The organism is Rhodococcus sp. 05-2256-B1 (genome assembly GCF_002258465.1).
Lineage (GTDB): Bacteria > Actinomycetota > Actinomycetes > Mycobacteriales > Mycobacteriaceae > Rhodococcoides > Rhodococcoides fascians.
In genome coordinates this window covers 58,863-82,930 of sequence record NZ_NOZA01000031.1, presented here as the reverse complement: position 1 = coordinate 82,930, position 24,068 = coordinate 58,863, and the positions used below count along the sequence as shown (strand labels likewise).

Annotated in this window: 21 protein-coding genes; 16 read left to right on the top strand and 5 right to left on the bottom strand. The window is 64.0% G+C overall.

The window, feature by feature from the left end; genetic code table 11:
• The 3 genes from nuoL to nuoN are packed head-to-tail and all read left to right on the top strand — an operon-like array spanning nt 1 to nt 4,966.
• A complete protein-coding gene (gene nuoL / locus CH285_RS20345) occupies nt 1-1,872 on the top strand; it encodes an NADH-quinone oxidoreductase subunit L (protein WP_094642995.1) in 1,872 nt (623 codons plus the stop codon).
• On the top strand, nt 1,869-3,407 hold the full coding sequence (locus CH285_RS20340) for an NADH-quinone oxidoreductase subunit M (protein WP_094642994.1): 1,539 nt from the start codon (nt 1,869-1,871) through the stop codon (nt 3,405-3,407). Before nuoL ends, CH285_RS20340 begins: the two co-directional genes overlap by 4 nt.
• The gene (gene nuoN / locus CH285_RS20335; RefSeq protein WP_094642993.1) at nt 3,404-4,966 is read left to right on the top strand and encodes an NADH-quinone oxidoreductase subunit NuoN; all 1,563 of its coding nucleotides are present in this window, start codon (nt 3,404-3,406) and stop codon (nt 4,964-4,966) included. The genes CH285_RS20340 and nuoN overlap by 4 nt, the downstream gene beginning before the upstream one ends.
• Before the next feature lie 11 nt (nt 4,967-4,977).
• On the opposite strand, the gene CH285_RS20330 is transcribed toward nuoN, so the two are convergent.
• Entirely contained in the window at nt 4,978-5,457 is a 480-nt protein-coding gene (locus CH285_RS20330; RefSeq protein WP_032370831.1) for a DUF4188 domain-containing protein, read from the bottom strand.
• 81 nt (nt 5,458-5,538) lie between these two features.
• Here CH285_RS20330 and CH285_RS20325 point away from each other — a divergent pair, with 81 nt between their 5' ends.
• On the top strand, nt 5,539-6,132 hold the full coding sequence (locus CH285_RS20325; RefSeq protein ID WP_027496788.1) for a TetR/AcrR family transcriptional regulator: 594 nt from the start codon (nt 5,539-5,541) through the stop codon (nt 6,130-6,132).
• Here CH285_RS20325 and CH285_RS20320 read toward each other — a convergent pair.
• On the bottom strand, nt 6,126-7,049 hold the full coding sequence (locus tag CH285_RS20320) for a YdcF family protein (RefSeq protein WP_052053320.1): 924 nt from the start codon (nt 7,047-7,049) through the stop codon (nt 6,126-6,128). The genes CH285_RS20325 and CH285_RS20320 overlap by 7 nt on opposite strands.
• A 127-nt stretch (nt 7,050-7,176) precedes the next feature.
• Nucleotides 7,177-7,431 (bottom strand): hypothetical protein, encoded by a 255-nt coding sequence (locus tag CH285_RS20315; RefSeq protein ID WP_027496789.1) that lies wholly within the window; start codon nt 7,429-7,431, stop codon nt 7,177-7,179.
• Between the two features lie 212 nt (nt 7,432-7,643).
• On the opposite strand from CH285_RS20315, the gene CH285_RS20310 reads away from it, so the two are divergent.
• The 6 genes from CH285_RS20310 (at nt 7,644) to CH285_RS20285 (ending at nt 18,098) form a co-directional block, all read left to right on the top strand.
• Nucleotides 7,644-9,170, top strand: a complete 1,527-nt coding sequence (locus tag CH285_RS20310; protein ID WP_176458529.1) for an aldehyde dehydrogenase family protein — start codon at nt 7,644-7,646, stop codon at nt 9,168-9,170.
• A gap of 24 nt (nt 9,171-9,194) precedes the next feature.
• Complete coding sequence (locus CH285_RS20305; protein WP_032366458.1) at nt 9,195-10,706, top strand: APC family permease; 1,512 nt, start codon at nt 9,195-9,197, stop codon at nt 10,704-10,706.
• A gap of 12 nt (nt 10,707-10,718) precedes the next feature.
• Nucleotides 10,719-12,266, top strand: a complete 1,548-nt coding sequence (locus CH285_RS20300) for a GMC family oxidoreductase (protein WP_094642992.1) — start codon at nt 10,719-10,721, stop codon at nt 12,264-12,266.
• Nucleotides 12,256-14,205 carry a putative nucleotidyltransferase substrate binding domain-containing protein gene (locus CH285_RS20295; protein ID WP_094642991.1) on the top strand — a complete coding sequence of 650 codons (1,950 nt, stop codon included), beginning with the start codon at nt 12,256-12,258 and terminating at the stop codon, nt 14,203-14,205. The genes CH285_RS20300 and CH285_RS20295 overlap by 11 nt, the downstream gene beginning before the upstream one ends.
• A 24-nt stretch (nt 14,206-14,229) precedes the next feature.
• On the top strand, nt 14,230-16,908 hold the full coding sequence (locus CH285_RS20290) for an MGH1-like glycoside hydrolase domain-containing protein (protein WP_255032470.1): 2,679 nt from the start codon (nt 14,230-14,232) through the stop codon (nt 16,906-16,908).
• An 83-nt stretch (nt 16,909-16,991) separates the two neighbouring features.
• Entirely contained in the window at nt 16,992-18,098 is a 1,107-nt protein-coding gene (locus CH285_RS20285; RefSeq protein ID WP_032391503.1) for an alcohol dehydrogenase catalytic domain-containing protein, read from the top strand.
• Nucleotides 18,099-18,101: 3 nt separating this feature from the next.
• Here the strand turns inward: CH285_RS20285 and CH285_RS20280 are convergent, their stop codons facing one another.
• Nucleotides 18,102-18,890: an ABC transporter ATP-binding protein gene (locus tag CH285_RS20280; RefSeq protein ID WP_094642990.1), complete on the bottom strand. Its 789-nt coding sequence runs from the start codon at nt 18,888-18,890 to the stop codon at nt 18,102-18,104.
• Between the two features lie 93 nt (nt 18,891-18,983).
• On the opposite strand from CH285_RS20280, the gene dapB reads away from it, so the two are divergent.
• The 3 genes from dapB to CH285_RS20265 are packed head-to-tail and all read left to right on the top strand — an operon-like array spanning nt 18,984 to nt 20,670.
• The gene (dapB, locus tag CH285_RS20275; protein WP_027496797.1) at nt 18,984-19,742 is read left to right on the top strand and encodes a 4-hydroxy-tetrahydrodipicolinate reductase; all 759 of its coding nucleotides are present in this window, start codon (nt 18,984-18,986) and stop codon (nt 19,740-19,742) included.
• Nucleotides 19,743-19,792: 50 nt separating this feature from the next.
• On the top strand, nt 19,793-20,212 hold the full coding sequence (locus CH285_RS20270) for a hypothetical protein (RefSeq protein WP_063216903.1): 420 nt from the start codon (nt 19,793-19,795) through the stop codon (nt 20,210-20,212).
• 50 nt (nt 20,213-20,262) lie between these two features.
• Nucleotides 20,263-20,670: a flavodoxin family protein gene (locus CH285_RS20265; RefSeq protein WP_094643074.1), complete on the top strand. Its 408-nt coding sequence runs from the start codon at nt 20,263-20,265 to the stop codon at nt 20,668-20,670.
• Between the two features lie 56 nt (nt 20,671-20,726).
• Here the strand turns inward: CH285_RS20265 and CH285_RS20260 are convergent, their stop codons facing one another.
• Nucleotides 20,727-21,179, bottom strand: a complete 453-nt coding sequence (locus tag CH285_RS20260; protein WP_057474063.1) for a hypothetical protein — start codon at nt 21,177-21,179, stop codon at nt 20,727-20,729.
• Between the two features lie 137 nt (nt 21,180-21,316).
• Here CH285_RS20260 and CH285_RS20255 point away from each other — a divergent pair, with 137 nt between their 5' ends.
• The 3 genes from CH285_RS20255 to CH285_RS20250 are packed head-to-tail and all read left to right on the top strand — an operon-like array spanning nt 21,317 to nt 24,044.
• Nucleotides 21,317-22,687: an OFA family MFS transporter gene (locus CH285_RS20255; RefSeq protein WP_027496813.1), complete on the top strand. Its 1,371-nt coding sequence runs from the start codon at nt 21,317-21,319 to the stop codon at nt 22,685-22,687.
• A complete protein-coding gene (locus CH285_RS28815; RefSeq protein WP_420030340.1) occupies nt 22,684-22,800 on the top strand; it encodes an MFS transporter small subunit in 117 nt (38 codons plus the stop codon). Before CH285_RS20255 ends, CH285_RS28815 begins: the two co-directional genes overlap by 4 nt.
• 35 nt (nt 22,801-22,835) lie before the next feature.
• Nucleotides 22,836-24,044, top strand: coding sequence for a winged helix-turn-helix domain-containing protein (locus tag CH285_RS20250; RefSeq protein ID WP_094642989.1), 1,209 nt, complete (start codon nt 22,836-22,838; stop codon nt 24,042-24,044).
• Nucleotides 24,045-24,068: the final 24 nt, after the last annotated feature.

Here is a 24,068-nt window from a genome sequence, read left to right as displayed (position 1 = left end):
ATGTCGATCCTGTGGCTTCTCCCGGCTCTGCCGGCCTTCGGTGCGGCCGTCCTTCTGCTCGGTGGCCGGCGCTGCAACTCGTGGGGCCACCTTCTCGCGACGGCCGCCGCGGTGTCGTCGTTCGTCGTTGCGGCGCTGGTGTTCTCGTCGATGCTCGGACGGGACGAGTCGGACAGAACACTCACTCACACGCTGTTCCGCTGGGTGCCCGTCGACGAATTGCAGGTCGATTTCGGCATGCGTGCCGATCAACTCTCGATCTGTTTCGTCCTGTTGATCACCGGGGTCGGATCACTCATTCACGTGTACTCGATCGGGTACATGAGCCATGACCCGGAGCGGCGACGCTTCTTCGCGTACCTTAATCTGTTTCTCGCAGCCATGCTGCTGCTGGTGCTGGCAGACAATTTCCTCGGCCTCTATTTGGGGTGGGAGGGTGTCGGTCTGGCGTCGTACTTGCTCATCGGATTCTGGCAACACAAGCCATCGGCAGCGACGGCTGCTCGAAAAGCGTTCGTGGTCAACCGCGTCGGCGATATCGGCTTGGCCATCGCCCTGATGATCATGTTCGTGAACTTCGGGTCTGTGCAGTACGACGTGGTGTTCGCGGGAATCGGGAACGCGGGTGAATCGGTGGCGACCGCCATGGCACTGATGTTGCTGCTGGCGGCCTGCGGAAAGTCGGCCCAGGTGCCGCTGCAGTCGTGGCTCGGCGACGCGATGGAGGGCCCGACGCCGGTCTCCGCACTCATCCACGCGGCGACGATGGTCACCGCCGGGGTGTATCTCATCGTCCGATCCGGACCGGTGTTCGAGGCCTCGCCGGTGGCGCGGGCGGCGACCGTCACGGTCGGCGCGGTGACGTTGCTGTTCGGTGCCGTCATCGGTTGTGCGAAAGACGACATCAAGAAGGCGCTCGCCGCCTCGACGATGAGTCAGATCGGGTACATGGTGCTCGCGGCCGGACTCGGCCCGTCCGGTTATGCCTTCGCCATCGTGCTGCTGCTGTCGCACGGATTCTTCAAGGCAGGCCTGTTCCTGGGGGCCGGCTCGGTGATGCACGCGATGAACGACGAGACCGACATGCGACGGTTCGGCGGGCTCCGTGCCGCGATGCCGATCACGTTCGTCACGTTCGGTCTCGGCTACCTCGCCATCATCGGAGTTCCGCCGTTTTCCGGTTTCTTCGCCAAGGATCCGATCATCGAGACTGCGTTCGCGGCCGGGGGAGCGGCAGGTGTGGTGCTGGGCTGCGTCACGTTGCTCGGTGCGGGCTTGACGGCCTTCTACATGACTCGGGTGATGCTGATGACGTTCTTCGGCCCGAAACGCTGGTCGGCGCAGGCACATCCGCACGAAGCGTCGGCGACCATGACGGCTCCGATGATTCTGTTGGCCGTCGGCTCGGTGGCATCGGGTGCCTTCCTTGCGGTGGGTGGACGCCTCGAGACGTGGCTGGAACCGGTGGTGGGATCGGCGCACGAAGAACACGCGATACCTGCCTGGGTCGTGACGGTCGCAGTTTTGGCGGTGGTACTCGTGGGTGCAGGCGTCGCGTACCGGAAGTACATCGCTCGTGACGTTCCCCCGACTCCACCCGAGGACGTATCGGTGCTGACCAGAGCCGCACGCGCTGACCTGTACGGCGACGCCTTCAACGAGGCAGCATTCATGCGGCCCGGTCAAAAGCTCACGAACACAATGGTATTCGCCGACAAGGCGGGTATCGACGCGGTCGTGGACGGGGTGGGGAGATCGATCGGCGGAGTATCCACTCGATCGAGGCGGCTGCAGACCGGATTCGTACGGTCCTATGCGTTGGCGATGTTCGCTGGGGCAGTTCTCGTCGTGCTGATGGTGGTGGTCCTGTGACGTTCCCCTGGCTGACCGTCCTGTGGGTTCTGCCGATTCTCGGCGCGATTGTCGTCGCCCTGGTGCCGGCCGATCGTCCGACAATCGCGCGTGGTGTCGCCGTGGGGTTCGCTACCGGCACACTCGCGGTGTCGGTGGTACTCGCCGTGGCATTCGACTTCGGTGGCGATCGCTACCAGTTCCTCGAAGATCATTCCTGGATAGCGGCATTCGGTGCGCGCTACACGCTCGGCCTCGACGGAATAGGCCTCGTGCTGGTGTTGCTCACCACCGTTCTGACCCCATTGCTCCTCGTCGCGGGCTGGCACGACGGCAGCCGCGTGGCGCACTACGGATCGCGCCGGGTCTCGCACACCTATATGGCGTTGATCCTGGTGGTCGAGTCCATGGTGATCGTCTCGTTCCTCGCCTTGGACGTACTGCTGTTCTACATCTTCTTCGAGGCGATGCTGATCCCGATGTACTTCCTCATCGGTGGTTTCGGTGGTACCGAGCGCACGCGTGCCGCGGTGAAGTTCCTGCTGTACAACCTGTTCGGTGGCCTGGTGATGCTGGCTGCCGTCATCGGGTTGTACGTCGTCACGGCCAGGCCCGACGGTCCGTTCGTCGGCGGGACGTTCGATCTACGCGCGATCGCGGATGCGGCGTCATCGGGGGGACTCGGTGTGGATCCGATGGTTCTGAACGCGCTGTTCCTCGGCTTCATGTTCGCGTTCGCGATCAAGGCACCGCTCTGGCCGTTCCACACGTGGCTACCCGACGCTGCAGTGCAGTCCACCCCGGCGACTGCTGTGCTGATGATGTCGGTGGTGGACAAGGTCGGCACCTTCGCCATGCTGCGCTTCTGCCTCGAGCTCTTTCCCGGTTCGTCGCATACTTTCGCCCCGTGGATCATCACGCTCGCAGTGATCGGAATCGTGTACGGCGCGATACTGGCGATCGGTGAGACCGACATGATGAGACTCATTGCCTACACCTCGATTTCGCACTTCGGATTCATCATCCTCGGCATCTTCGCGATGACCGGTCAGAGTCAGGCCGGTGCCACGCTGTACATGGTCAACCATGGAATCTCCACCGCCGCATTGTTCTTGATCGCAGGCTTTCTCGTGTCCCGTCGTGGTTCACGCGCGATCGCCGACTACGGCGGCGTCCAGAAGGTCGCGCCGGTGCTCGCCGGAACGTTTCTGATCTCTGGTCTGGCCACGCTCTCGCTACCCGGTCTTGCCCCGTTCATCAGCGAATTCTTGGTGCTGATCGGCACATTCGGTCGCTACGGCGTCGCCGCAATCGTGGCCACCGGTGCGCTCGTGCTGTCGGCGATCTACATTCTCTGGCTCTATCAACGGGTGATGACGGGGCCGGTCCGAGAGGGCACCGACAAGATCTCCGATCTCGTTCCCCGTGAGGCGTTGGTGGTGGTCCCGTTGCTCGCGCTGCTGATCGTGTTCGGGGTGTACCCGAAACCGGCACTCGACATCATCACTCCGGCAGTGCAATCCACGATCGTCGACAGTGCAGGAGGTCAACGATGACCACTCCCGAAGTGCAGTACGGTCTGCTGTCGCCCATGTTGATCGTCTTCGGTGTCGCGGTTCTCGGGGTTCTCGTCGAGGCGTTCGTACCGCTACGTGCTCGTCGCGCAACCCACGTGGGTCTCGCTCTGGCAGGGCTGGTCGGCGCCCTCGCGGCAGTGCTCGGCCTGGCCGGCACCGAGGCAGCCGCGATGAACGGGGCCGTCGCGATCGACGGACCGACTCTGTTCCTGCAGGGAACCATTGTGCTCGTGGCAATTCCGGCCATCGCACTGTTGGCGGAGCGCACCGTCGCCGTCACCGGGGCCGGGGCCGAGCGCCGCATCGACTCGTTCACTCCGCAGGCCTCGACCACGCCGGGCAGCGTGGCAGAGAAGCAGGCCATCGATGCAGGCGTCGCCCAGACCGAGGTCTTTCCACTGGCGATGTTCGCGATCGGAGGCATGCTGCTGTTTCCGGCGTCCACGGATCTGCTGACGATGTTCGTGGCGCTGGAAGTGCTGTCGTTGCCGCTGTATCTGCTGTGCGGACTGGCGAGACGACGACGACTGCTCTCTCAGGAAGCAGCCCTCAAATACTTTCTGCTGGGCGCGTTCTCGTCTGCGTTCTTCCTGTTCGGAGTCGCGTTCCTCTACGGCTACGCCGGGACGGTCCGATTGGACGGAATCGCCGACGCCATCACGGCAGACGGTCAGGGCAGATCACTGGCACTGATCGGAACCGCCTTGCTTGCGGTGGGTCTGCTGTTCAAAGTCGGTGCCGTGCCTTTCCATTCGTGGATTCCCGACGTCTACCAGGGTGCCCCCACTCCGGTGACGGCGCTGATGGCCACCGTGACCAAGGTGGCGGCCTTCGGTGCGATTCTGCGAATCTTCGGAATGGCGCTGCCCGGTCTCGAGTTGAGTTGGCGTCCGATGTTGTGGGTGATCGCCATCGCGACGATGGTGCTCGGTTCGGTTGTCGCGGTGACGCAGACCGACGTCAAACGAATGCTGGCCTACTCGTCCGTGGCGCACACCGGGTTCATCCTCACCGGAGTGACTGCGCTGGGTATTTCGGGTGATGTACGTGATTCGGGGGTGTCGGCCACGATGTTCTACCTGCTTGCCTATGCCTTCAGCACGCTGGGTGGATTCGCCGTCATCGGTCTGGCCCGAGACGAACGCGGTGAGGTGAGCGACCTGGAGCGATGGGCGGGTATCGGTCGCCGCTCGCCGATCGTCGCCGCTGTGTTCGGCTTGTTCCTGCTTTCGTTCGCCGGGATCCCGCTCACCAGTGGGTTCATCGGTAAGTTCGCGGTGTTCAGCGCAGCCTCGGGTGCGGGGGGAGCCGCACTGGTCGTGGTCGGAGTGGTGTGCAGTGCGATTGCAGCGTTCTTCTACGTGCGCGTGATCGTGCTGATGTTCTTCACCGAACCCAGCGAACGGACCGCCACGGTGGTGCGTCCTACCGCGCCGGTGGCCTGTGCGATCGGGGTGTCGGTGATCGTCACCGTGGCACTGGGAGTCTTTCCTCAGCCCGTTCTCGATATCGCCGCGCGGGCCGGGAACTTCCTCTAGCTCGTACAGGCCTACTTAGCGGACTTCATTCGCTGCTTCCACGTGTGCGAGCCGGTGCCCACGGGGATTCCACCGATGGCTCCCGCGAGGCCGAATGTCGGCATGTTGACGTAGATCGCTTCACTGTCCTGGGCTGTCGCGGTATAGGTTTCGTGCCATACGCCGACATGGCCGGTCGCAGCGACCGATCGGTTGAAGGCACGCCATGCGGGGGCATGTGGTGCGTCGGGATCGGAGGCGAATCGCGTCAGGTCTTCCGCGTTGCGCCAGTAACTGACGAGCATGGTGGTGCGGCCCAACCACGAGTGGTAGCCGAGCAGTCCGGAGGTGGGATCCTGCTCGAGGTGGCTGAGCATCCGCGGCATCGCGCGCGCGGCGGGAAGCCAGGAGCGAACGGCAAGGGGATTGTTGATGCGCATTCCGATGAGGAAGACCGTGACGGTGTCGCGGTCGGATTCGACCGTGGTGCGGCCGTCGATGATGGATTGCATGACGTGTTCCCGTCTGTTCGTTTCGGGGCCGAGCGCATGGCGTGACGCTGTTATAAAACACTGTTGTGATAGATTTCGCAAGTGGCGAGACCCAGAATTCACGATGCCGAACTGCGCACCCGGCTACTCGAAGCCGCAGCGGAAACCGTTGCGCGCCATGGCGTCGACTCGTTGTCGTTGCGTAAACTCGCGGCCGCGCAGGGCACCTCGACCACGGCCATCTACTCGCTGTTCGGCGGTCGAGCGGAGCTGCTGGTGGCTCTGTTCGGCGCGTCGTTCTCGAGTTTCGGTGACGCGCAACGCAGCGTTCCTGTCACCGGGGAATCCGAGGTCGACCTGCGCGAACTGGCATTTGCGTACCGCCGCTGGGCCATGGCCAACCCACACCTCTACGCAGTGATGTTCGGCGGAGTGCTCGGTTCGGTCGACGTATCCGATCAAGCACACCTCGCGGCCGCCGCGATGGATCCGCTTCGGGCGGCGGTGGCGAGCGCCGTCGAGGCAGGCACGATGAGCGGCGCGTCGGTGGACGTGATCAGCCACTCGTTCTGGGCGATCGTGCACGGTCTGGTGTCGCTCGAGTTGTCGATACCCGGGATGGCCGACGACGAGGATCGTCGGGTGATGTTCGACGCCGGGGCGGCGTCTGTGCTGCGCGGGTGGATGCGTCAGTAGGTGCGCGGTATCCCGATGATCTTGGTGGCGTCGACGGTCATGCCCAACCGTGCTGTCGGTGCGAGCGCGGGCAGGGCCGGAAGATCGTCGGGGGTGGATGTGGCGGCACCGATCACGTCGGCACCAGCGATCTCGAAGTCGGAGATCGCTCGCCGAAGATGGCTGGGAGTTGTTGCGAGCACCAGATTCACAGCACCGATCTCAGCGGCCAGTGAGGTGGCGCGCTGCGCATTCTGCACCGTCGAATTCGCAGTGGACTCGGCGTGAATGCGGTCGGCCGCAATCTCGTTGTCGATCAGCCACTTCTTCATCGCTTCGGCTTCGGTGACGCCGCGCTGCGGATTTCCACCGGTGACGATGATGGGTGATTCGGGGGAACGCTCGGCGACCGCGGCAGCGGATTTCAGTCGCTGCACCAATTCCGGTGCCATACTGCCGTCGTCGTTCAGGCCCAGGCCGAGCACCACGATTGCCGTCCTCACGCCATCGGTCGCAGGCGCGAAGTCGATCGTCTCCGTCGCCGCCTCGTCGATGACTTCGATAGCCCGATCCACCGCATCGGCAAGCGGGGGAGACAGGGCGCGCAGGCGGGCCGAGTGCTGCGCACGTGCGTCGGCATCATCGGTTGCGTTGGCGTAGAACGTCTGCAGTGCTGCCACATTGGCATCGTTCGGTGCGGCGGTGGCAACCGCGTCCAGTGCGGCGAAACCGGCCTCGTAGCGACCCTTGACCAGAGCATTCTGCGCATCGTTGTACTGCTGCGCGTCGGCCGAACGTACTGCGTCGGCAATCGTTGGGGTCGAGATCGGCGCAGCGGGCTCGGCCGTCGCCGAACTGGATCCCATGGCGAGCCCGAACACGGCGACACAGGAGACCACGGCAACGCGAATCGACGGTTGTTGGCGGTCGGATCGCATTGTCGGCTGCCCTCCTGAACGATGACGGGTTTTCGTCACCCTAGCTCAGTTCGGTGCCAGTGTGGCTGGTGTGATCCGAGTTGCTCGAGTTACAGGAATGTACTTCGGTGTCGGCTGAACTCGATCGTCACATCGTGACCGGAGCGCGTCCGCGGTCGGCTGGTTCAATGGTCACCTCGGCGTCGGGAAGAAAAACGCGCTCGGTCGTGGTGGTTCCGTCGACGCCATCGGTGACCGTCACCGCCACGTTCTCGGCAACCTGTCCAGCGCTCTCGATGAACCCGGTCGGGACACCCTCCTCGATGAGGAGATGATCACCCACCAACAGAAGAAGCTCATCCGCCGTCACCGTTCGCCTGCCGCCCACATCTTCGATTGTCATGAATCCCACCGTAGTGTGAATTGTCCGAATGGGTTGTTGCTCGGTCCCCGATCCCGGATTCGCACTGGTCGTCGTGCAGGCTCCACTCGAGCCCCTGCGAGTTGTCGACGCATGTTCGACAATCATTGTTCTAGAACAGATCGATGGAGTCACCGGCCGCTGAGGCATACCGTAGACACACCAACAGGCCCCCACACGGAAGAAGGTGTCGAGTGACCGACTCCGATGCAGGATTCGACCCGAGCTCACTGCGGCCGTCGTTGTTCATCGACGGGCAATGGCAGGAAGCCGGTGACGGCGGGACCCGCGACATCGTCGATCCGTCCAACGGCAGCGTGGTGGCCATCGTCGACGAGGCGACACCCGACGATGCCCTGGCTGCGGTTGCCGCGGCTCGGGCTGCGTTCGACGATGGGCCGTGGCGCACGGTGACGGTGGGTGAGCGCAGTGATCTGCTCAATCGCATCGCAGACTTGCTCCAACGGGACAAGGCGAAGTTGGCGCACATCGAGACCCTCGATACCGGAAAGACGTTCGGCGAGAGTGAAATCGATATCGACGACGTCACCTCGGTGTTCCGCTTCTATGCCGATCTCGCTGTGGTGCAGGCAGATCGACTGATCGACGTCGACCGTCCGGAAATTCTGAGCCGAGTGGTGCACGAGCCCATCGGTGTCTGCGTGATGATCGCACCCTGGAACTACCCGCTGTTGCAGATCTCGTGGAAAATCGCCCCCGCCTTGGCTGCTGGGTGCACCATGGTGCTCAAACCCAGCGAGGTGACGCCACTGAGCACCATCGCGTTCACCAAGCTCGTGGAAGAAGCGGGAGTGCCTGCCGGTGTGGTCAACCTGCTGCAGGGCAGCGGCGCAACGCTCGGAGATGCGCTCACCAGGAACCGCGACGTCGACTTCATCTCCTTCACCGGCGGACTCGCCACTGGCAGGCACATTCTTGCCGCGGCCGCGGAGAACGTCACGAAGGTGGCGGTGGAACTCGGGGGAAAGAATCCACACATCGTGTTCGCCGACGCGGTGGCCGACGAGCAGTCGTTCGCCGATTCGGTCGACAACGTACTGACCGGAGTGTTTCTGCATTCCGGTCAGGTGTGTTCGGCCGGTACCCGACTGATCATCGAGGAATCGGTGGCCGACCGGTTCGTGGCCGCCGTGGCAGAGCGCGCGAAGACCATCGTGATGGGACCGGGTATGGACCCGGCCAGTGAGACCGGACCGCTGGTGTCGCAGGCGCAGCGCGAGAAGATCGAAGGCTTCGTGGCGACGGGTATCGAGGAGGGGGCCACCTTGGTCATAGGAGGTACCAAGCCGGACGATCCGTCCTTGAGCAAAGGTAGCTATTTCCTGCCCACCATCTTCGATCACTGCGATCGGTCGATGAATATCGTGCAAGACGAGACGTTCGGGCCCATACTCACTGTGGAGCGATTCGACACCGAGGCCGAGGCGCTTCTGCTGGGTAACGATACGAATTACGGTCTCGCCGCGGGTGTTCGGACGTCCGACGCCGCGCGAGGCGAAAGAATGGTGCGTGGGCTTCGTCATGGAACGGTGTGGCTCAACGACTTCGGTGTCTACACGGCGGCCGCGGAATGGGGCGGCTTCAAGCAGTCCGGGAACGGCCGCGAACTCGGACCGTCCGGTATGTCCGAATATCAAGAAGCGAAGCATATTTGGCACAACACCTCACCTACAGCGGCGGGGTGGTTCGGTACCCGATAGAGCACGATGGGAAAGGCCACAGGCATGGCAATACTGAACGACAATTCGAGCGGAATGGACGATTTCGGTTACAAGGAATCGCTCGACCGCAGTCTCGGCAAATTCGCCAGCTTCGCCGCAGGCGTCAGCTACATCTCGATCCTCACCGGCACCTTTCAGCTGTTCTACTTCGGCTTCGGCACCGCCGGACCGGCATACCTGTGGTCGTGGCCTGCGGTCTTCGTCGGTCAGCTCTGCGTGGCACTGTGCTTCATGGAGTTGGCCGCGAAGTATCCGGTGGCGGGATCGGTGTACAACTGGGCGAAGCTGTTGGGCCGCAGGATCGTCGGTTGGTCGGCGGGCTGGTTGATGCTCACGGCATCGATCGTGACACTGGCCGCCGTTGCCCTCGCTCTGCAGCTGAATCTGCCACGTATCTGGAGCGGATTTCAGATCATCGGTGACGGCTCGGGTGCCACCGACTTCGCGGCCAATGCAGTGCTGCTCGGTGCGATTCTGATCGCCATCACCACCACGATCAACGCGCTGGGCGTTCGACTGATGGCGATGATCAACAGTGCGGGTGTGTTCATCGAACTCATCGCGGCCGTGCTCATCGCGATCTTGCTCGCGGCCAACATCACTCGGGGACCCGAGGTGTTCTTCTCCACCAACGGCTACGGTGCCGGTGAGAGCGGCGGCTACCTCGGTGCCTTCCTGGTGGCGTCGCTGGCGTCGGGTTACGTCATGTACGGATTCGACACCGCGAGCTCGCTCGGGGAGGAAACCGTCGAACCTCGGCGCACCGCCCCCAAAGCGATCTTTCGCGCCATCCTCGCGTCGTTCGTCATCGGTGGAGCCATCCTGGTGTTCGCCGTCATGGCCGCACCGGACCTGAACGATCCTTCCCTCGGCAGCCCCGACGGCAGCCTGCAGTCCATCGTCGAATCGGTGATGTGGGGCCCGCTGGGCACCGTCTTCCTCATCTGCATCGTCATTGCGGTGTTCGTCTGCTCACTGGCGGTGCACACCGCTGCGATCCGGCTCACGTTCGCCATGGCGCGAGACAACGCGTTGCCCTTCGGTGAGAGTCTGGCCAAGGTGAATCCGAAGACCCAGACCCCGGTGGTGCCCGCGGTGACCATCGGCGTGCTGGCCATCGTGATCCTCGTCGTCAACATCGGTCAGCCGCAGATCTTCACGGTCCTCACCTCGATCGCGATCATCATGATCTATCTCGCGTATCTGATGGTCACCGGACCACTGTTGGTCAAGCGCATCAAAGGCGAGTGGCCGCCGGAGGATCTCAAACCCGGTGGATACTTCACGATGGGTAAGTTCGGCCTGCCGGTCAACATCGCGGCGGTGGTGTGGGGTGCCGGGATGGCGCTCAACCTCGCCTGGCCGCGCGAGGCCGTGTACGGAACCCCCTGGTACAACACGTTCGGTGCGTTCGTCTACATCGGCGGCATCCTGGGCGTAGGCCTGCTGTGGTACGCACTCAAGGGGCGCAAGCACATCGGCACTCTGAAATCACATGCCTCCACAGGCAATTAGAAGGAGCGTGCAGTGACAGACACCCAGTTCGATTACGTCGTCGCAGGAGGTGGCACGGCGGGATGTGTGCTCGCCGCGCGACTGAGCGAGGATCCCTCCGTCAGCGTCTGCCTTGTCGAAGCAGGGCCGACCGATGTCGGTGACAAGGCAATTCTCGAACTCGTCGAGTGGATGCATCTGCTCGACTCCGGCTACGACTGGGACTACCCCGTCGAACCGCAGGAACGTGGCAACAGCTTCATGCGGCATGCGCGTGCGAAAGTGCTCGGCGGTTGCTCTTCGCACAACTCCTGCATCGCTTTTCATCCGCCGGCGGAAACTCTCGACGATTGGGCCGCGGCCGGTGCGACGGGCTGGGGCGCGTCGGACATCCTGCCGTTCGTTGCGCGCGTGGAGAACAACGACACCGGCCGTGGACATGACGGCCCCGTTCGAATCCGCGACGTGCCGCCGAACGATCCATGCGGTGCAGCAGTGCTCGAATCGGCAGCCGGAGTCGGGCTTCCCACCGTTGCATTCAACCGCGGCACGCCGGTACTCAACGGTGCGGGCTGGTTTCAGATCAACGCGGGAGAAGACGGCTCGCGGATGTCGACCTCGCATGCGTACCTGCATCCGATCATCGGCTCGCGGCCGAACCTGGAGGTGCGCACCGACTGCTGGATCAGCGAGATTCTGATCGACGAGTCGCTGACCGCGACGGGTGTGCGGTACCAACGCCCCGACCTGACCGGTTACGACACCGTGTCCGCGCGACGCGAAGTGATCGTCACCGCCGGTGCCATCGACACTCCGAAGTTGTTGATGCTCTCCGGAATCGGACCGGCGGCACACCTGCAGGAGATGGGAATCACCGTTCGGGTCGATTCACCGGGAGTGGGAGAGAACCTCGACGACCACGTCGAGGGGCTGGTGTTCTGGGAGGCGAGCAAGCCCATGGTCACCACGTCCTCGCAGTGGTGGGAGATCGGCGTGTTCGCGCAGACCGACTCGTCGCTGAACTACCCGGACATCATGATGCACTACGGCAGCGTGCCGTTCGACATGAACACTCTCCGATGGGGTTATCCGACCACCGACAACGGGTTCTGTTTGACGCCCAACGTCACTCAGGGTCGTTCTAGGGGAACTGTTCGGTTGCGCAGCAGGGACTTTCGCGATCGCGCCAAGGTGGATCCGCGCTATTTCACCGATCCCGACGGCCATGACGACGCGGTGATGCTTGCCGGGCTGAAGCTGGCGCGCGCTATCGCCGCAGACGGTCCACTCGCGGGTTGGATCGAACGCGAACTCGCCCCCGGGCCCGACGCCGTCACCGACGATGATCTGCTCGACTATGTGCACAAGACCCACAACACGGTCTATCACCCGGCAGGTACGGCGCGGATGGGATCGGTGGACGACACCATGGCCGTGCTCGATCCCGAGTTGCGCGTCAAGGGCATTTCGAACCTGCGCGTGGTCGACGCGTCGGCGATGCCGAAGCTGCCGTATGTCAATCCCAACATCACGGTCATGACCATGGCGGAAAAGTGCGCCGACCTGATCCGTGGCGGATAGATCGGAGCTTGCCGACTTCCTCGGCGCGCACCCACCGTTCCAAGGCGCGTCACCTGCGGTACTGACCGACATCGCCGGAGCAGCCGTCGAACTCGACTATGCCAGTAGCGCATGGGTTGTGGGCCCGACGTCGAAGCTCGATGTGGCCGACACCGTGTGGGTGGTGCGTACCGGTCGAGTGGTGATCGTGCACTCCGACGACACCTCGCCCGCCGCCGTACCGATCGACACCATCGGTCCGGGCGGGGTCTTCGGTTTCTCGGCGTTGCTCGTCGGCGGGACGGTCGAATTCTGTGCGCGCGCAACCGAGCCGAGCACCGTTCTTCGGTTGCCCGGAGAGCTGATTCGACCGCTGTTCGCAACGCCGACCGGGCTGGCGTTTCTGGCCGACGCCGTCACCTCGGCCAGCACGCATCGCGGTGGGGCGGCCGAGGGTAGTGCCGGCCGCGCCGTCGGCGAACTGCTCTCGGCCCCACCGGTGTTCGTCTCCGTCGGCACCTCCGTCCGAGACGCAGTTCGGCACATGACCGAACAGGGCAGCTCGTACGTCCTGGTTCCGCTGCGAGGTTCGCGCTACGGAATATTCACCGACCGTGACCTCAGGGTGCGGGTGGTCGCCGCGGGAATCGGCGTCGACACCCCGGTCGAGCACGTCATGACGTCGCCCACAGAGACGGTCACCGCGGACCGGTTGGCCGGCACCGTCCTGATGGACATGCTCGAGCTGGGACTGCGGCACATGCCCGTCGTGTCCAGCCGAGGCGAGGTTCTCGGCGTCGTCGAGGACTCCGATCTGCATGCCGCGTCCACGCGTCGCAGCTTCGTGGTTCGTCGCGCGGTGACCTCGGCAGCGACATCGGCCGAACTCGCCGACGCGGGAAGGCTCGTTCCGGGATTGGTGGCGGACCTGTTCCGGGGTGGGACCGACGCCCTGGCCGTCAGCGCGATTCTGTCCGTCGTGGTCGACAGCCTCGTTCGCCGAGCCGTGGAGATCGAATGGGCGGCGCGGCCCGAAGTACCGCGACACAACTTCGCCTGGATCACCCTGGGCAGCGTCGCCCGTCGGGAGGCGATGCCCTCCTCGGATGTCGACAGCGCTCTGACTTGGTCCGATACCACCGCCGACCCCTACGTGCGTGGACGATCGAACTCGGTGCCGAGAACTCGCGACGAAGTGCTGATGGGCCTGGCCGCTCGGGTACACGCGAGCCTCGACGGTGCCGGGTTGCCGTCCGACACCAACGGTGCGGTTGCGAGCTCGCCGAGATTCGCACGCTCGGCAGGACAGTGGGAAAGTGCCGCGGCCCACTGGCTCAGCAACCCCTTCGGCGATCGTGGCAAAGCAGGAACCTCTGGTCGTTCCGCAGGCTCCACTCCGGCTGGGGACTCCGGCCTCATCATGTCCTCGCTGATGATCGACGGCAGGGTGGTGTGGGGCCCGCGGGAGTTGAACACCGTTCCCGAGGCCTATCGCCGACTGCTGGTGGACAACCCCGATGCTCTGCGACTGCAACTCAGAGATGCCCTCGCCGGACGGGCCAGGCTGCGTTCGCTGCGAGACGTGCTGGCGCGGCGCGGCGGTACGTTCGACCTCAAGGCCCATGCACTGACTCCCATCGTCAATCTCGCTCGGTGGGGTGGACTGTCGGTGGGAATGGCCTCGGCCTCGACACCGGCGCGTCTGGCGGCCGCGTCGGGCAACGGGATGCTCTCCGAACGGGACGTCACCACGTTGACCGAGGTGTTCGCGTTGCTTCAACGGCTGCGGCTGTCACACCAGATCGATCAGATGACGGCAGGCCATCGGCCCGGTGATGTGCTGATCATGGCCGATCTCTCACCGCTCGAGCGCAGTCTGCTCACCGACGGCATCCGAGAGATCGCCGCGGTGCAACGCCGAGTCGGGTACCTCGCCGCCAATGTCGGCGTGCATCGCTGACCGGGAAGCACCAGACTGTGTGCCGTGACCACCAATCCCGTGAGCGTTCCCACCCCGTCCACCGTCGAACACAACCGTTTGGCGGAGTCACCAGGGGTCAGCGGGCCATGGCGTCAGTGGGGCCCGTATCTGGCGGGACGGCAGTGGGGCACGGTGCGCGAGGACTACTCCGAGGACGGAAACGCGTGGGCGTCGTTTCCGTTCGATCAGGCGCACAAGCGTGCCTACCGCTGGGGTGAGGACGGAATCGGTGGAATCTGCGATCGATTCGGTTTCCTGAATTTCGCGTTCGCCCTGTGGAATCGCAAGGATCCGATTCTGAAGGAACGACTCTTCGGGTTGGCCAACGAGGAGGGAAATCACGGCGAGGACGTCAAGGAGTATTTCTGGGCGATCGACGGCACTCCGACGCACAGTTGGATGCAGTGGCTCTACCGCTACCCGCACGCGGAGTATCCGTACGCGCACCTGCGCGAGGAGAGTGCCCGACGCGGCCGAGACGACCGCGAATACGAATTGGCCGATACCGGGATCCTGGACGAGAACCGGTTCTTCGACGTCCAGGTCACGTATGCGAAGGCCTCGCCCGACGACATCTGCATCACCATCTCCATCACCAACCACGGACCGGAGGCGGCGTCGGTCGATCTGCTGCCGCAACTGTGGCTGCGCAACACCTGGTCGTGGGGGCGCGACGATCGCGGCGGATCGCTCACCCAGCTGACCCGACCGGAACTTCTGGCCGGCGGCCTCGAGGCCGTTGCCGCCGATCACGGCTTTCTCGGTCGGTACTACCTCAGTGCCGAGGGATCGCCGTCAGTGTTGTTCTGCGACAACGAAACCAATGCAGAGTCCTTGTGGGGGCAGGACAACCTGTCGAAGTACCCCAAGGACGGTATCGGCCGACATGTCGTCGACGGCGAACATGGTGCGGTGAACCCCGAGCAGACCGGAACGAAGGCTGCATTCTGGTATAAATTCGACGACATCGCATTGGGCGCAACCGAATCGGTGCGACTGCGCTTGTCGCCCCATCGGCCGGACGAGCAGACGTTCGGTGCGGGATTCGACGCGGTCACCGGTGACCGTCGTGCGGAGGCGGACGAGTTCTACGGCGCAGTGATCGGTGCCGACCTCACCGATGCCGATCGACACGTGGCGCGGCGGGCATATGCGGGGCTGTTGTGGACCAAGCAGCTCTACCGCTACGACGTCGAGCAGTGGATCGAGGGCGACAAAGTGGGAGCCCCGGCTCCGCACTCGCGTCAGGACCCCAAGGGCCGTAACGCCCATTGGCGTCACCTCGCACTGGCCGATGTGATTTCGATGCCCGACGAGTGGGAATATCCATGGTTCGCCGCCTGGGACTTGGCCTTTCACGCTATTCCTCTCGCACATGTGGACCCGGACTTCGCGAAGGAGCAGTTGGTCCTGATGTGCCGGGAATGGGCCATGCATCCCAACGGCCAACTGCCGGCCTACGAATGGGAGTTCGGCGACGTCAACCCTCCGGTCCACGCCTGGGCGGCCTGGCACGTCTATCGGATCGACGGGTACCGGGATCGCGAGTTCCTGGTCCGGGTGTTCACGAAGTTGCTGCTCAACTTCGCGTGGTGGGTCAATCGCAAGGATTCGGAGGGGTCGAACATCTTCGAGGGCGGGTTCCTCGGTATGGACAACATCGGATTGTTCAATCGCTCCGCTCCGCTGCCGCCCGGTTTCCGTCTGGAACAGTCCGACGCCACGAGTTGGATGGCGTTCTACTGCCAGCAGATGTTCAAGATCGCACTCGAGCTCGCGCGCCACGACAGCGCCTGGGACGACGTCGCGACCAAGTTCTTCTCGCATTTCCTCTCGATCGCGAAGGCGGTCAACTCGTTCGGTTCGCAGCACATTTCGCTGTGGCACGAGGAAGACGGATTCTTCTACGACGTTCTCGTGCAACCCGAGGGCGACGCGGTACCGATGCGAGTGCGATCCATGGTCGGTCTGCTTCCCATTCTCGGGGCCACGGAAATTCCGCCCTGGGTCGAGGCGGAGTGCCCGGACCTCGCGGCGCGGCTGCGGTGGGTTCAGCACCGTCGGCCGGAAATGGTCTCACCGCTGCTGGCGCGTCGGGAAGGCAACGAGGTGCGCCTTCTGCTCACCCTCGTGCAGCCCGAACGTCTCAAGCGGATCCTCTCTCGCATGTTCGACTCGGAAGAGTTCCTGTCGGAGTTCGGCATTCGTTCCTTGTCGGCGTCGTACCGCGAGCCGGTCACGTTCGACGTCGACGGTCGAAGCCTGTCCATCGAGTACGAGCCGGGGGAGTCACGGACCGGAATGTTCGGGGGCAACTCCAATTGGCGAGGGCCGGTGTGGTTCCCGGTGAACGTGCTGTTGGCGGACAAGCTGCGCGCCTACGGGCGCTACTACGGCGACTCGTTCACCATCGAAATTCCCACCGGCTCGGGAAACCATCGCACTCTCACCGATGCCGCAGACTTGATCGACAACGGCTTGGCAGGACTGTTCCGTCCGGTCGACGGCAAGCGGCCTGCCGACGGTCGGCGGATCGAATCGAGTTCCGATCCACTGTGGAGTGAGCACCCGACCTTCAACGAGTACTTCGACGGAGACACCGGCGAGGGACTCGGAGCAACACACCAAACCGGCTGGACGGCGTTGGTTGCGCACCTGCTCAGGCCACGTCTGCCGCTGTGATGGCCTGCGGCCCATGTGAGTGGAACTTCGTAGTGGGCTACGAAGTTCCACGCACATGCGGCGCAGCCGCATAGTCTGGCGGGATGAAGATTCGCGGCGCTGTACTCGAAGAAATCGGCCGATCTCGTCCCTTCGCGGACTCGCATCCCATCACCGTCTCCGATCTCGAACTGGGCTCACCGGGTGACGGGGAACTGCTCGTCCGGATCGAAGCGGCCGGACTGTGCCACTCGGATCTGTCGGTGGTCGACGGTAATCGCGTTCGTCCGGTACCGATGCTGCTCGGCCACGAGGCCGCGGGCCGCGTCGAGGAAGTCGGCGCGGGCGTCGACGACATAGCAGTCGGAACCCGTGTGGTCATGACGTTCCTGCCGCGCTGCGGTGACTGCGCGGGGTGCGCCACGGACGGCCAGATGCCCTGCGTCGTGGGAAGCGCGTCGAACAATGCGGGCACGTTGCTCGGCGGAGACATCAAATTGCACCGCGACGGTGCCGAGATCAAGCATCACCTCGGAGTCTCCGGCTTCGCCACACACGCAGTGGTCAGTAGAAAGTCGGTGGTACCGGTCGACGACGACATCCCAGCCGACATCGCAGCGGTCCTCGGTTGTGCAGTGCTCACCGGCGGCGGCGCTGTCCTCAACGCCGGAACTCCGAAGCCGGGGCAGTCGGTGATGGTGGTCGGCCTCGGCGGAGTGGGCATGGCGGCCGTACTGACCGCGGTCTCGATCGGTGCGGGTGAGGTCATCGGTGTCGACGGCGTCCCCGAAAAGCTCGTCGCCGCAACCGATCTGGGTGCAACGCAGGTCTATTCACCTGCGGATCTCGCAGAGAAGGGGATCAAGGCGGACATCGTCATCGAGGCAGCGGGCAACGCCCGTGCATTCGAAACTGCAGTCGCGGCAACGGCTCCCGGCGGAAAGACGATCACCGTGGGCCTGCCTGCTCCCGACGCCCGTTCGTCGATCTCTCCTCTCGGTCTGGTAGCCGAGGCGCGCACGATCATCGGTAGTTACCTCGGCTCGGCCGTCCCGGCACGCGACATTCCGACGTACGCCCAGATGTGGCGCGAGGGTCGACTGCCCGTCGAGAAGCTGATCTCCTCGCGCATCACGTTGGACGAGATCAACCGCGGCATGGACGAATTGGCCGACGGCAACGCCATCCGTCAGGTCATCGTTTTCGACTGACCGTCAGCGGTGGGCCGCGGTGGCCACCCACCGCCCGCGACGGCGAGAGATCTCGATCGGATGGTCGAAGCACGTGCTGATGTTGTCCGTCGTCAGCACCGTGTCGACAGGCCCCTGAGCGTGCACGCGCCCGTCGCGGATCAGCAAAGCGTGGGTGGTCGAGGTGGGGATTTCCTCGAGATGGTGGGTGACCAGGATGCTGGCGAGCCCGGGATGTTCGGCACGCAGCGAGTCCAGCGCCGTCAGGAGTTGTTCGCGGGCAGCGAGATCGAGGCCGGTGGCGGGTTCGTCGAGTAGCAGCAGCGCCGGATCGGGCAGCAGTGCGCGAGCGATCAGTGCCCGGCCCCGCTCGCCCTGGGAGAGGGTGTGCCACGACGCGTCCACGCGGTGGGCGACTCCCAGCGACTCGACGAGCCGGTGGGCGCGAGCGACCTCGTCCTCGGTGGCCGACCATCTCGGGATCAGATCGGGCGTGTTGGTCAGTCCCGTCAGGACGACCTGGAGCAGAGTCAGCGGGGCCTCGATCTTCAGACGAGGGTCGACGTGTCCGATGTGCGTGCGTAATTCGCGCATGTCCACGCGGCCCAGGCGGTGGCCCAGTACGTGCACCGCGCCCCGCGTGGGATGGACGACGGCTCCCAGCAAGCTGAGCAGGGTGCTCTTGCCGGCACCGTTGGCACCGAGCAGCACCCAGTGCTCGCCCTCGTCGACCCGCACGGTCGCATCGCTGAGGAGATAGCGGCCGCCACGGACGAGATCGACGCGGTCGGCGAACAGAACGCTGGACTTCACCGACCGACCGTAGCTGCCGGTGTCGGGGGCCTGGAAGTAGGCTCGGTCTTCGGTAGGACGACAAGACGACGACGAAACGAGTGTGGGAACGACGTGAGTGCAACGGCACCTGTTCGAGTAGGGGTACTGGGGTCACGCGGCAAGGTCGGTCAGGCGATCTGCGCCGCGGTCGACGCAGCCGGCGATCTGGAGCTCGTGGCAACTGTCGACCAGGGCGATCCGCTGGCGAACTTCGTCGACAGCGGTGCGCAGGTGGTCGTGGATTTCACCCATCCCGATGTGGTCATGGACAACCTGCAGTTCTTGGTCGAGCACGGCATCCATGCTGTCGTCGGCACGACGGGTTTCGACGAGCAGCGGCTCGAGCAGGTTCGTGAGTGGTTGGCCGGATCCCCACAGACGGGTGTGTTGATTGCACCGAACTTCGCCATCGGAGCGGTGCTGTCGATGCGCTTCGCTCAGCAGGCAGCCCGATTCTTCGATTCCGTCGAGGTGATCGAGCTGCACCACCCGAACAAGGCCGATGCGCCCTCGGGGACCGCGTACCGTACCGCCGCGCTGATCGCCGAAGCGCGGGCGGCAGCGGGCACCCCGAAGAGTCCCGATGCGACGACGACGGAGCTCGACGGTGCTCGCGGAGCCGACGTGGACGGAGTGCGCGTGCACTCCATCAGACTGGCGGGCCTCGTTGCGCACCAAGAGGTTCTGCTGGGGACACAGGGCGAGACGCTGAGCATCCGACACGACTCGCTGGACCGGACGTCCTTTGCTCCCGGTGTACTGCTCGGAGTCCGAGAGATCGCTGCCCGTCCGGGGCTGACCGTCGGCCTCGACCCGCTTCTGGATCTGTGAGCTGATCGACAGTGAACAAAGCGACCAAAGTCGTCGCCATCATTGCAGTGATGGTGTTGATCCTCGGCTTCTACTTCTTCCTGCTCGGACAGCGCGGAGTGACGTTGATCCAGAACGGCGGGGTGGCCAGTACTGCCCTGGGGATCGGGGTCATCCTGCTGCCGATCGTCGGGTTGTGGATCGTGTGGGCGACGCTCAAAGCAGGATTGGACCATCAGCGGCTGGCGTCGCGCATCCGAGAGGAAGGCCTCGAACTCGACGTCGACGATCTGCCGAGGAGGCCATCGGGGCGCATCGAACGAGACGCAGCCGACGAACTCTTCCAACAGGTCAAGGCCGAATGGGAAAAAGATCCCGACAACTGGCGAAATTCGTATCGACTGGCGCGGGCCTACGATTACGCGGGTGATCGCGGGCGAGCCCGCGAGACGATGAAACGTGCTGTGGCACTGGAACGTGCCGAGAGCTGACGGACGTGGCGCGCACTCTGCTGATCGTTCACCACACACCGAGCCCGCCGATGCGGGAACTGCTCGAATCGGTCCTCGCCGGAGCCCGTGACCCGGAGATCAGCGGTGTGGACGTGCGTAGTGTGCCTGCGCTCGGCGCGACAGTCCCGGATGTGCTTGCCGCCGATGGCTTTCTCTTCGGTACCCCGGCGAACTTCGGTTACATGAGTGGTGCCCTGAAACACTTCTTCGACACCGTCTACTACCCGAGTCTCGATGCGGTATCCGGAAAGCCCTACGGTGCGTGGGTGTACGGAAACACTGACACCGCTGGTGCCGGGCGGGCAATCGAAAGTATTGCAGCGGGTTGGGGATTGGACCAGGTTGCCGAGACCGCTCACCTGGTGGACAGCGGCAAGGAGTCGCGGGAGCGCTGCTACGAACTCGGCGGGACGATCGCGGCCGGTCTGTCCGACTGACTGCGGCCCGAGTCGGCGTGTACGTCTCGGCACGCTGCGGTCGCGCGAGTACCGACTCAGTCCGACTCGACAGGGGAGTGGGATCGCAGCACGTCGTCGGCTGGGATCGACAACGGAATTTCCAGAAGTCGTTCCGGCCAACTCGGGTACGCGGGTCTGATCCATACACGGTTGTCGTCGAGCTGAGTCATCAACACCCGGCGCCACTGCCAATCGTCTTGCGGTGTCAGCAGATCGGTCTCGGGCTGCAACGGCAGTGGGGCTTTCGTCCAGTGCGGCAACGACAGGGAAGCCAGTCCGCGTTCCTCCAGGGCGGCAATCGCGTCCTCCAGCGACACACCCAGCGCTACAGTGATACCCACCGGATTGACGGCATCGACCAGGTATCCCTCGTCGTGTTCGTCGTACGGGGCCGATTCACCCGCGCTGTGTGCGACGGTCCATCCGATCACCTCGCCGTCCGAGGCTCGTTTCACCGGCAATCTGCTACGCCACCGCTCGACATCCACTCACTCGAGGATACGCGGCTCGATGTAGTGAGTTCGGTGAAGAAACTATGTCCGATTGTGAGCAGGCAGGGTCGTGCTCGTGTTTGACTGCAGGGGATAGTCGACATTTGTACCGCTCTCCATACCAAGGGATTTCGATGACCCTCCCCATTCTCGACCGCTCCAGAATCGTTGCCACGCCCGAGTGGAGTCGCTGGCTGATACCCCCGGCAGCCCTGTCTATACACCTGGCGATCGGATCTGCGTACGCCTGGAGCGTCTTCAAGAACGCCATCTCACAGCCCGACGCCCTGGGGCTCAGCGGAACGGTCACCGCCATACCGTTTCAGCTCGCCATCGTCATGCTGGGCCTGTCGGCCGCGATCTTCGGCACCAGAGTGGAGAAGAACGGCCCGCGTTGGGCGATGGCCGTTTCTCTTGTCTTCTTCGTATCGGGACTGCTCATTTCCGCACTCGGCATGGCACTCGGCCAGTTCTGGCTGGTGATCTTCGGATACGGCTTCATCGGCGGTATCGGCCTCGGAATCGGATATATCTCGCCCGTGTCGACGCTGATGAAGTGGTTCCCGGACCGGCCGGGAATGGCGACCGGTATCGCGATCATGGGCTTCGGCGGCGGTGCCCTGATCGCGTCACCTCTCACCAGCCAACTGATGGTGAACTTCGGCGGCTTCACCGATGGTTCGATCGCCAAGACGTTCCTCACCCTCGGCGTCGGGTACGCGGTGTTCATGGCGCTGGGAGTCGTGCTGATCAGAGTCCCGGCCGAGGGGTGGACACCGAAAGGCTGGACGCCTCCCGCGGCGTCGGCGATGATCTCGACGCACAACGTCTCCGCGGCCAACGCCGTCAAGACTCCGCAGTTCTGGCTCTTGTGGGTGGTGTTGTGCTTCAACGTCACTGCCGGCATCGGCATCCTCGAACGCGGCTCCGGGATCTACCAAGACTTCTTTCCGGACGCCACCTCCCCGGAATCGTTGGCCGCGGCGGCCGCTGGTTTCGTGGCGTTCCTGTCTCTGACCAACATGATCGGTCGCTTCGTCTGGTCCTCGGTCTCGGACGTGGTGGGTCGCAAGAACATCTATCGTCTGTACCTCGGTGTCGGCGCGCTCCTGTACCTGTACATCGCCCTGTTCACGAACACGAACAAGATCCTCTTCATGGTGTCGGCGCTGTTGATCCTGTCGTTCTACGGCGCGGGATTCGCAACCGTTCCGGCCTATCTCAAGGACCTCTTCGGTACGTACCAGGTGGGCGCAATCCACGGGCGACTGCTCACCGCATGGTCGGTGGCAGGTGTTCTGGGACCACTGATCGTCAACGCCATCGCCGACGCCGGCGAGGCGGGAACCACCGGCCGGTACCTCCCGGCCTTCTACGTGATGATCGGATTGTTGGTCGTCGGGTTCCTGGCCAACGAAGCCATCAAGCCGGTGGCGTCGAAATTCCATGAATCCGATTCGGCCGACGCCGCCGATTCGACGACCTCGACAGGAGCCAAGGCATGACCACCGCGCGAATGCAGGGAACGATGGTGATCGCATGGCTCTGGGTGTCCGTGCCGTTCGCCTACGGACTGTACGAGCTGATCCTCAAGGCCAAGAATCTCTTCAGCACCTGAACCACCGTGTCGGTGGATCGTGACAGGGTGGCCCGATGCGAGACATGAGCGCTGCCATGGCGCGCCGCACCGCCTTGGCCGCCCAAGGACTGGCGTCGGCCCGATCGCGCACGCGGCCGGCGAGCAAGAGCGCGGTGCACGGAGCCATCGACACCACCGGGTTGTTGCAGATCGATTCGGTGTCGGTGGTGGTGCGCGCGCACTACGCGCCGGTATTCAGTCGCGTCGGTGCCTACGACAGAAAAATCCTCGACGACGCCGCCTGGACCGACACCACCCGACGCCCGAGGCGGTTGGTCGAATACTGGGCGCACGAGGCAGCGTTGCTCCCGGTGGAGGACTGGCCGCTGATGCGGTGGCGCATGGAGTTGTACCGACACGGTCGATGGGGTGGAGCCGCCCGCATTCTCGATCGTGAACCCACACTGGTGGACGATGTTCTCGCCGTGATCGCAGAGCACGGCGCGGCCAGTGCGGGTGAGATCGAGAAGCATCTCGACGTCGAGAAGCCCGGGCGCAAGGGTCCCTGGTGGGATCGAAGCGACGTCAAGGTCGTGTGCGAGCAACTCTTCGCTGCCGGAGTGGTCAGCGTGCCGGCACGGTCCGGGTTCGTTCGGCAGTACGAGCTCAGCGAACGGGTGCTTCCCGACGCTGTTCTCCGCAGGCAGGTCGACGAAGCGGATGCGGTGCGGGCCCTGATCGAAAAGTCCTCTCGTGCACTGGGAATCGGCACCGAGCCGGATCTGCGGGACTACTATCGGCTCTCCCAGAAGCAGTCCAAGGCCGCAATCGCCGACCTCGTGGAAGGCGGCGTCCTGGAGCAGGTGTCCGTCCGAGGGTGGAACGCGCCGGCCTATGTGCACCGCGACGCCAGAACACCGAGGACTGCCACCGTCGCAACCCTGTTGTGCCCGTTCGATCCGATGATCTTCTATCGGCCGCGTGTGGAGAGAATCTTCGATTTCCACTATCGCATCGAGATATACACCCCGCAGCACAAGCGAATTCACGGGTACTACGTATTTCCCTTCCTGCTGGACGGCCATCTCGTGGCACGCGTCGATCTCAAGGCCGTACGGGCGAACTCGGAACTACACGTCATAGCGGCGTACGTCGAAGGCGACCGCGATCCACGCGACATCGCACCCCGGTTGCGCGACGTCCTGCACGAGATGGCGGAGTGGCTCGAACTCGAACGTGTGGTGGTGGGTACCCGAGGTGATCTCGTCGCTGCGCTGCGATGACATGATCCGGCGTGCGCTCGGTAC